The following is a 9,036-nucleotide window of genomic DNA, read 5'->3' as shown; positions in this document are numbered from 1 at the left end:
GAACGTGTCGTTCTATGAACGTGTCGTTCTATGAACGTGTCGTTCTATGAACGTGTCGTTCTATGAACGTGTCGTTCTATGAACGCTGCTGGTTTTTTAAAAAACCCGATACAGTGCCGTTTTCCGGAAACAGGATGCCGGCGTGACGACTTATTCCTTCTTTTCGGCCCCCATCAGAATGCTATTGATTTCATCGATTTCAACGCTAAGCATCTGCTCCATCGCATCTGTGGTAAGCGAGAGTGCATGAAGCGCGGCCTTTTCCATCGTTCCGCCCTGACCGTGCGTATTATCCGCCTTTTCCCGCTTTACCGTTTTATTGTACAGGGTTTTCCCGTCCGATACCCTGATGATACGGATTGTCGCCCGCGCTTCGGAGACGAAGGCGTTCAGCTTTTTACCCTTATATTCCTGTTGCGCGATCCGGTAACAATCGTTCAATACCGCGACAATATAGGAGACATCCTCTTCGAGACCGAGCCGCCCGATCGCCTTCTTGTCTCCGTTATATACACTGTTGAAGGTGTTCTCGGCGAGGCTCGCGTTATACAGCGAAAAATCAAACGCGACATCCTTGAGTTTATCGTAGACCACTTCGAAAATCTTCGGGTCGTCGGAAATACCGAGATCGGAACGTTCCATGACGAAAATGACGGCCTTGCGCGCCGGCGGGGTATAAATAAAGTTGCGGACGACGCCTTCAAACGTATACAGATAATCGTGTTCCCTGAAAAAAAGCTGCGCCCGGATGATATTTTCAGAATTCGCATTATCGAATCGGGAAACGACGACATTTGCCTGTCCGTAATCGTTCGTATTGACGACCGAGGCGCTTAAAATCCCCGAACCTTTTATAAAGGAAAACGCGATCGGCGCGTTTGCGATAAGCGACCTGCCCAACCCCGTATCGATGGTGAGAAGTACCGACGGCTGCCGCTTGATATCCACCGAACTCCCGCTTACCTGGTTGAGATTTACATCGAGCCATGAAGGATCCACTTCCAGAGAAAGCGCTGCCTCGAGTTCCTTGAGTTTCTGTTCTGCTTCCACGGCGAGTTCCGTCGCTTCCGCCGGGGGGCTTTTCATCAGATGTTTTTCAGCGAGAACAAGGACAAGCTGTTTCATCCCTTCCGCGTATGAACCGTAATTGATTTTATCGAGTCCATTATCGAGATAATCCTGCATTTTTGAAAGCCGCTGGACGTCTTTTTCTCCTGTCGAGGCGGTATCGGTACCGGCTTGCGTATCCCGGGTATCGCTTTCCGTTTTAGATGTATCCGTTGAAACACATCCGGACGCCAACAGACAGCATGTCATGATAAATAGCATAAAAGCATGTTTCATGGAAAATCCCCCTTGCTACCATTGCAGTTCGATGACCGCACGCTCTTTGTTCGTAAGCAATTCGGCCATCGTGGTTTCGTAGGTAAAGGTCTGCCTGTTTTTCGACACCCCCCCCACATTATAGGAATTGATTGGTTTCGGCGTATTGACGATATAGACAAACGAGTAATCCGCAAAATATGTTTCGATCATGGATAACGTATCGGCGGAAATATCGGTTTCCGCCGGGACGGGCAGTTCCTGCCTGAAAAGTGTCGCATCGCCTTTCACATCGACCGTCATGGACGCTTCCCCGTTACGTTCGAGGCGGGTGAGAAGCCGGGAGGAGGCGAATGATACAACCGCCTTGATGACGATCATATTACCGCTTTCCGATCTCTCATATGATTGGAGGAGAAGGCCGTCGACATTGTCGGTGACCTCGAGAAAGTCCTCCTTGTGGACCGGAAACGGAAGCGGTTTTTCTTCCTCGCCTATTTTCCCGAACTCGCCGAACGATTTCGAGAAATGATAGGTAAGCGAGATAGTCCCGGACCCGTCCTTTTTGAACGTAATATCACTCTGAATCCCGACACAGGAGGCTAATATACAAACCAAAACCACAAGAATTGCCACATTGAGCCGGGAAAAAACCTCAATCCCCCGGCTGTGTATTTTTTTTCCGCCCATCCACCGTATAACGACGCCGTTACCGGGCGCAACGGTTTTTCTCTGACTCATCTCTCTTCCTCCTCATTTTCATCTTCATCGACTTCTTCAATCTCTCTTTTACCTGTCGAACTATCCCGCCTGGATGCGGTATTCCGGACAGTCTCCCGTTCCTTCCGTTGTTCCTTATTACCGGTCTTTTTATCCGGGGTTTTCATCGTCTTCTTTTTTACCTTCACCGGTTTCTTGTCGAGTGAAGCCAGAAAAAAGGCGATCGGAAGAATGATAATAACACAAACAATTGCGACAATAACCTCCCACGACGAAAGAATTTTGAGAATGACAGAATAATTCATTTCACGCTTCCCTTTTCACGTTCATGTACCCCCGAAACGATACGCGCAGGCATCGCGGAGGTACCCCCTGCGCGACATGATCCCGCTACTATAAGATAATAGAAGATAATGGAGGCAATGACAAGTAATAAATTACGGCATTTTCTCCCGACCCCGGATGACTGATACCGCCACGCCCGGGAAAGGATTATTCTTCCCCTCCGCTATAACGGAACAAGAGGATATTTCCAGGCGGATTGTTCGTTTTTTTCTTCCCCTCGTTTGATATCAACATGTCGCCGTTCCTGAAAAAAGCGAGCCCCTCAGGCTGGAAATAGAGTTTCGGGTCGAGGACGGTTGCCGATACGATCCCCCCGTCTTCGTCACAGACGACTAAAAGACGGTCGTTCGCGGACAGAACATAAAGTTCTCCGGTCAAAGGATGTATTGCCACGGCACTGGGGTTGAACTTTATTTTTTTTATTCCCGCGGGTAGTTTCTCCCGTATGGCGTCCGGATCGAGTTTTATCCTTTGTTTTTCCCCGAACCCGCCGCCGGTTTTTTCAAATACGAACAGGTAGCGGTTATCCGCATTACTGTCTTTTACCAGGCGCGATTTGGAGGCGATAATCAGACGGCCGCCGGCGCCATGGAAGAGGCCTTCGTTGTTGAGGCAGCCGATGACGAAGTGCTGCGTCCCGACCGAAAGATTGTCCGTCAGGAAATTACCGATCGTGTACAGCCTCGCATCGCTTCTTAAGACATAAAGATTACCGCCGTCGTATGCGATGTCTTCATAATCCCCGATATTTCCGAAATGGATCGTCCGTGAAATACGTTTCTCGATCGTATCATACAGATAGACGATGCCTTTTTCATCCTGGACGCAGGCGATTGTAGCGTCATCGATAATTTCCACACCGGATATCTCGAGCAGTTCGACCGGCATCTCCATGGTCACATCAGGACGGGTCAAGGCGTAGCCGGCGTGCGCCGAGTCTTCTTCGCGGTACACATCCTCCGGAATCGAATCGGACCGGACAACCGTTACCGTTCTTACGATCGTTTCCGTTTTTTCCAGAACCCCTTTCATCGTATAGAACAGAATCATTTCCTTTTCGTCTTGCACCAGTTCTATTTCATAGTATTTTTTGGCCCCGCTTTTTTTGACGATCTCGACATCGTCGATTTCCCACTCGTGATACGCTTCCTGTATATGTTCGATAATGCTTTCGGGCAGTTCGGTATAGGAGATTTCCGTCTCAGTCGCCATCCAGTTTCCTTCCCGATCGTAATCCGCTTCATGCTGGCGGCCTTCATAGAGAAACTCCACTTCGAAACCGCTGTTCTCCTCTTCTATTTCGAGTATGCGGGCGCCCGGATATTTCTTATTGACATGATCGATAATCAGGTTGTTCTATGAACTGCACGTGCAGCCGAGGAAAAGCACAAAAACACCTGAAAAAACGGCTTTGATCATAATATACCAGAACAGTGTATCTTTTCCACGTTCCATGACAATCACCTCTTTTATATTTTTTTTATTTATCTATGATACTTGAAATCGATAGTTGCGGCAAGCCGGGGAACATACGGGAGTCCGGCAGTTATATCCGGCGGCGTCACCTCATCGACGGCGATCGGAAACCGGTCGCCGTATAACGGCCCCGCGTGTCGCCCGACGACACGTTTGTTACGAGACTGCAGCTCCCGCGTTCGCTTTATTCAGATTACTTTCAATGCAAGCAGGGCATTTATCAGCTTTTGACTGTTACCCAGGGGATACGTTTCGGAAGAAGCCTGTTTTATATAATTGATGACTTCGTTTATCTTCTTTATCACCGGTGCCGCCACCGCCGCCGTCTCCTGCGTATCAAGCTTCCGGAGCGCCGCTATCGCCTCTTCGATCGATTTTTTGTTCTCTTCCACATACCGGTAGACCGCATCTCCCGCCGCAACCGCATCCTCCGGATTCTTTTCAAAAAGCGTCATCACGTTATCGAGGTGGCTGATATATATCCCGGCCGGACCCGAGACACCGCAGCAGAATGCAAGCAATGAAAGCAATATCAGAAAAACAGGCGTTATCGTCTTTATGTTCATGACACTCTCCTTCTCCTCATCGACGTTATAAAGCATATACCACGCGTTCGTATCAATCAAGTATAAATAAAGGAGAAAACCGGCCGCTTTACGGGAATGTTTCCGGCCAAGGCATTCCCCGCTTTTTCCGATTATACGGCAGGCTGCCGGCCTTTTTTCATCATTGCCATATCACAATATAATACCCTCATCGATTTCGATAGCATTGAATAAAAACACGGCAATTGATATGATATCGTCATCACTCGAGCATAATAACAGGCAGGGAGGTGGTTATGGAAGACAACAGCCCGAATCAAGGAAATCGAAAGCCTTATAACTGGAAGCTTTTACTTATCCTCGTTATCGCGATCTTTATCACTAATATAATGGTAACCCCTTATTCCCTCTCGCTGCAAACGGAAACGTCTTCGCAGGAACGTCTTCCGTTACCGTTAATCGCACTCATACCGCTCCAGTGGCTCGGAAACACGATACTGTACGGGATACTTGCGGCCGTCGGTCTCCTGATCGCGGGCCGGATAGGTATGGGACTCCCCTTTATGGAAAGTATTCTCACGGGAAAAGCCGATTACGATATTCTCCGTCGATTCATCCTTCCCGCCGTTATTGCCGGCATCGTATCGGCGATCTTACTCCTCTTTATCGACGCCGTTGTCTTCACGCCGCACCTTGCGCCGCTCCTTACACAAACGGGAATCAAGGATCCCTCCTCCCCGCTTGCCTCGCCCCCCGTATGGGCCGGATTCCTCGCCTCGTTTTACGGCGGGATTACGGAGGAAATCCTGCTTCGTCTTTTTTTGCTTTCCTTTTTTGCATGGATTATCCGATTTATCGACCATACCCACGAAGGCCGTCCCGGTATGGCGGCACTCTGGATCGCGAACATCCTTGCCGCCGTTTTATTTGGTCTGGGGCATCTCCCCGCCACGGCGGCGGCGGGATTGCCGTTGAATGCGCTCGTCATTACCCGCGCGATCGTCCTCAACGGGATCATCGGTGTCGTGTGCGGCTGGTTCTACTGGACATACGGCCTTGAATCATCGATTGTCTCCCATTTCAGCGCGGACCTCGTCCTGCATGTCATATGGCCGCTTTTCGGGTTTATCTGAAAAAGATACGTCGGAGGCACCGGAGCCGGTGACATTACTGCCGTTTTCGTTTTTTCTCTTCGATGCGTTTTTTCCGCTTGATCAGACCGCCTCGAGTCTCCAGGCCGAAGGGCGGATTCAGGGCGAACGCGAAATCGACCCAGAAAAGGGCCTCATCGTAGTCCCTCTTTCGATGTTCGTATAACTTGGCAAGCTCGATGGCGGCAAAAAGGCTTTTTTCAGCTTCCGCCATGACGCGCCAGATCGCCGCCGCCTCCTCCCACAGACATTTCCTTTTCAGGTAGAGACTGAGTGTTTTTCCCGCCCTGCGATCGCCTGCTGTAAACGCCCGTCTGAGCACCGCAATCCCCTCGGGGTTGTCGTTCAGAAGGAGGAATTCCCCCAACGCGCCCATATCGATCGTATCCGGATCGACTGCATTCGAGCCGGATGAAACGGAAAGGATACGATTCAGGAGAAGCGCCAGTGAATGAATGTCCTGGAGATTGTGCGAAAAAATACGGTTGATTCCTTCAGTCTCTCCCGTCGAGAGAAAATCGAAATATATATCGGGTATCTCGTAACCGCCGACATCGTTTATCCGACTGAATAAAAGCACCTTTTCTTCCATATCGCAGAGAGAACAGCTTCCGATACGGCGTTTCCAGAATCTCCTCGAAAGATAGAGAAGATCGAGCTGCCGTTCGATCGCAACAGTCATCCCGTGAAAAAGATACCTGCTCCGTATGAGGTGCGAATCGAACCCTTTGCCGTTGTACGAAACGTAAAGACATTCGGGCGGAAGGAGGCGTGCGACCGCCCCGAGGTATTCGGGTTCGCCGGGAAAATCGGAGAGAAATATCTGCCGTATGACGAACTCCTCACCTTCCACCCTGCCGAGTCCGATCAGAAAAAAGATATTGCCGGCGCCGCCCGACAGCCCGGTCGTCTCGACATCGAAGAAAAGGAGGTCTTCCGGCCTTGTTCCCGCCGGTATGAAATCAAATGACGACAGATCGGAAAAATGAAACGGATTCTTTTTGCGCGTAACCGCCTGATAGACAAACTCACCCTCCTTCTTCCATTCCGGGGGCAGGGATATGACCGGCTTTTTTTGTCCGATTTGCTTTTTTTCCCCAGGACGCACCCTTCCGGATTCGATAAAGCGGAGCTTCTCCCTCAATGACGATATCGGATCATTCATCGGACGGCGTCCCTACATCATCCATAAGCGAGGCGACGAGGGTTTTCAGATCGTCCTCCTGTTCATCTCCCTCTACCGGTCCTATACAGGAAGGGCAGCCGCGGGCGCATCCGCATGAGGTCATGAGTTCCCGTGTTCCGGTCAGGATTTTTCCCGCATTGAGGAGAAACCCTTCGGAAAGACCGGTCCCGCCCGCGTACATGTCATACACATAGAGTGCCGGGGTGTTGAAAAAGGGATCGCGGACGCGTTCGGCAATACCGATATCGGACGGATCGCAAAGCAGAAACACGGGCGCCACATGTTTCACAAGATAACCGAGCCGCTGCATGACTTTTGCCTTATGCCCTTCATCGAGGCGAGTGAACCGGCTGGCCTTCCCGTTCGGGAAGGAAAAAAGCAGGACCACGCTTCGCGTGTGCATTTCTTCCGCTGCCAGATTTATCTCGCCGTAGCCGATATTCTCGTGGGTTTTGAACTTCAGTTTTTTGAATTTCGTTACCTGTGTCCGGACCAGTATATCCCCGATAACGAACCTGATATTGTATCGATCCTCCTCCCTGTCACAATGGAGGACCTTGATATCGGTCTTGACGATCGAATCCGTGTAATAATTGACCTTCGATTCCTCGACATAGCATTTGAGGTTTTCCAGATCGAGTTTGACGACCATATACTGATTTCCGAGGTGGATGTACACCGCGTGATCGTGAATCAGCATCTTTGCCGACGGCACGTCCATTTCACCGATTACGATGTTTTTCCCGCCGGTCTCATCGATTATCACCACGTTCCCCTGTGTCGATGAACGAAGCGAGACATTTTCCGCCGGATATGTCCTGTTTGCCCAGTAGTACTTTCCGCCGGTCGCCCTGATCACCCCTTCTTCCTCGAGAAAAGAAAGGAGTTCCCCGACATCCGTCGAGACAAAACGTTGTGAATCAAAGGGTAGTTCAAACAAGGCGCATTTGAGTTGATCCATGAGAATGAAAAGATTGTCGGGGTCGATCAAGCCGGATTCTGGCGATCTGCCGAAAAAATAAGCGGGGTGGTTGACCAGATACTGGTCGATCGGGGAGGCGGAGGCGACGAGAATCGAGAGGGAAAGGGCCGTCCGTCTTCCCGCCCGGCCGGCCTGCTGCCAGGAAGATGCAATGCTTCCGGGAAATCCGGCCAGCACCGAGGCGTCGAGCCCCCCGATATCGATACCGAGTTCGAGCGCGTTCGTCGAAACCACGCCATTGATCGTTCCCTCACGCAGTCCCCTTTCGATCATCCGCCGTTCGTTCGGAAGGTAACCCCCGCGGTACGAGGCGATCCGTATCCCGTGATCGCCGGTATAATAACTGGAAAGGGCGTCCTTTATATAGGAGGCGATAAGTTCCGTTCTGACCCTCGAACGGGCGAAGACGATCGTCTTTACCCCCGCCTTCAAAAGCTTCGAGGCGATACGCTGCGACTCGAGGACCACCCCCCGCCGGATTCCCTGAACGGGATCGACGAGCGGGGGGTTGTAGATGACGAAGTGGCGTTCCCCCGAGGGAGAGCCGTTATCGTCGACGAGGACGGCCTGTTCCTCGATGATTTTCTCGGCGAGCTGGCGGGGATTCCCGATCGTTGCCGAACAGCAGATAAAGCGAGGGTGCGAACCGTAAAACGATAAAATCCGTTTCAGCCTTCGTATCACATTGGTGACGTGGCTGCCGAATACCCCGCGATAGATATGAATTTCATCGATCACGATAAACCGTATCGATCTGAGGAACTTGATCCATTTCGGATGATTGGGGAGGATTCCCGTATGCAGCATATCGGGATTGGTGATGACGATTCTTCCCTCCTCCCGCGCCGAAATCCGTATCGAGGAGGGGGTATCGCCGTCGTAGGTGAAGACACGTACCGGAATGACGCCGTTTCCCACCATATCGTTCAATTCCGACTGCTGATCCTGCGAAAGCGCCTTTGTCGGGAAGAGATACAGCGCCCTGGATTCGGGCGATTCGAGAAGGGTCTGGAGAACGGGAAGGTTGTAGCAGAGTGTCTTTCCGCTCGCCGTCGGTGTGACGACAACGACATTCGAACCGTTTTTCACCTCACGGTAACAATCCGCCTGGTGGGTATACAACCGGGTGATACCGTGCCTTTCAAGCGATTCTCTGATACGCGGGTCGATGCGATCCGGAATCGGGGAAAATTTCCCGGAACGCGGACGTATCGTTTCCCAGTGGGCGACATTGGATGAGAATTGTCTGTCATTTTTTAATTCCTCAATGATCTTTTCGAGCATAACGTCCGCGGTCTCCGGCTTTTC

Annotated in this window: 8 protein-coding genes; 1 reads left to right on the top strand and 7 read right to left on the bottom strand. The window is 51.0% G+C overall.

Annotated features, from left to right (window positions below):
• Positions 1-150 precede the first annotated feature (150 nt).
• The 5 genes from JW881_04950 to JW881_04930 all read right to left on the bottom strand — a co-directional run bounded on the left by JW881_04950 (position 151) and on the right by JW881_04930 (position 4,430).
• Positions 151-1,344 (bottom strand): hypothetical protein, encoded by a 1,194-nt coding sequence (locus JW881_04950; GenBank protein MBN1696841.1) that lies wholly within the window; start codon positions 1,342-1,344, stop codon positions 151-153.
• 15 nt (positions 1,345-1,359) lie between these two features.
• A complete protein-coding gene (locus tag JW881_04945; GenBank protein MBN1696840.1) occupies positions 1,360-2,064 on the bottom strand; it encodes a hypothetical protein in 705 nt (234 codons plus the stop codon).
• Complete coding sequence (locus JW881_04940) at positions 2,061-2,348, bottom strand: hypothetical protein (GenBank protein MBN1696839.1); 288 nt, start codon at positions 2,346-2,348, stop codon at positions 2,061-2,063. Before JW881_04940 ends, JW881_04945 begins: the two co-directional genes overlap by 4 nt.
• A gap of 187 nt (positions 2,349-2,535) precedes the next feature.
• Positions 2,536-3,660 carry a PepSY-like domain-containing protein gene (locus JW881_04935; protein ID MBN1696838.1) on the bottom strand — a complete coding sequence of 375 codons (1,125 nt, stop codon included), beginning with the start codon at positions 3,658-3,660 and terminating at the stop codon, positions 2,536-2,538.
• Between the two features lie 392 nt (positions 3,661-4,052).
• Positions 4,053-4,430, bottom strand: coding sequence for a hypothetical protein (locus JW881_04930; protein ID MBN1696837.1), 378 nt, complete (start codon positions 4,428-4,430; stop codon positions 4,053-4,055).
• A gap of 275 nt (positions 4,431-4,705) precedes the next feature.
• On the opposite strand from JW881_04930, the gene JW881_04925 reads away from it, so the two are divergent.
• Positions 4,706-5,542, top strand: coding sequence for a CPBP family intramembrane metalloprotease (locus JW881_04925; GenBank protein ID MBN1696836.1), 837 nt, complete (start codon positions 4,706-4,708; stop codon positions 5,540-5,542).
• Between the two features lie 34 nt (positions 5,543-5,576).
• On the opposite strand, the gene JW881_04920 is transcribed toward JW881_04925, so the two are convergent.
• Positions 5,577-6,725, bottom strand: coding sequence for a ribonuclease H-like domain-containing protein (locus tag JW881_04920; GenBank protein MBN1696835.1), 1,149 nt, complete (start codon positions 6,723-6,725; stop codon positions 5,577-5,579).
• Positions 6,718-9,012 (bottom strand): DEAD/DEAH box helicase, encoded by a 2,295-nt coding sequence (locus JW881_04915; GenBank protein ID MBN1696834.1) that lies wholly within the window; start codon positions 9,010-9,012, stop codon positions 6,718-6,720. The genes JW881_04920 and JW881_04915 overlap by 8 nt, the downstream gene beginning before the upstream one ends.
• Positions 9,013-9,036: the final 24 nt, after the last annotated feature.

This window comes from Spirochaetales bacterium, from assembly GCA_016930085.1.
Lineage (GTDB): Bacteria > Spirochaetota > Spirochaetia > SZUA-6 > JAFGRV01 > JAFGHO01.
Note: the sequence above shows the minus strand (reverse complement) of the source record. Positions and strands in the feature narration are given on the sequence as shown.

What these genes read in the sequence shown, in the direction of transcription:
- JW881_04950 (MBN1696841.1), bottom strand. Translation starts at nt 1,344, where the DNA reads ATGAAACATGCTTTTATGCTATTTATCATGACATGCTGTCTGTTGGCG.
- JW881_04945 (MBN1696840.1), bottom strand. Translation starts at nt 2,064, where the DNA reads ATGAGTCAGAGAAAAACCGTTGCGCCCGGTAACGGCGTCGTTATACGG.
- JW881_04940 (MBN1696839.1), bottom strand. Translation starts at nt 2,348, where the DNA reads ATGAATTATTCTGTCATTCTCAAAATTCTTTCGTCGTGGGAGGTTATT.
- JW881_04930 (MBN1696837.1), bottom strand. Translation starts at nt 4,430, where the DNA reads ATGAACATAAAGACGATAACGCCTGTTTTTCTGATATTGCTTTCATTG.
- JW881_04925 (MBN1696836.1), top strand. Translation starts at nt 4,706, where the DNA reads ATGGAAGACAACAGCCCGAATCAAGGAAATCGAAAGCCTTATAACTGG.
- JW881_04920 (MBN1696835.1), bottom strand. Translation starts at nt 6,725, where the DNA reads ATGAATGATCCGATATCGTCATTGAGGGAGAAGCTCCGCTTTATCGAA.
- JW881_04915 (MBN1696834.1), bottom strand. Translation starts at nt 9,012, where the DNA reads ATGCTCGAAAAGATCATTGAGGAATTAAAAAATGACAGACAATTCTCA.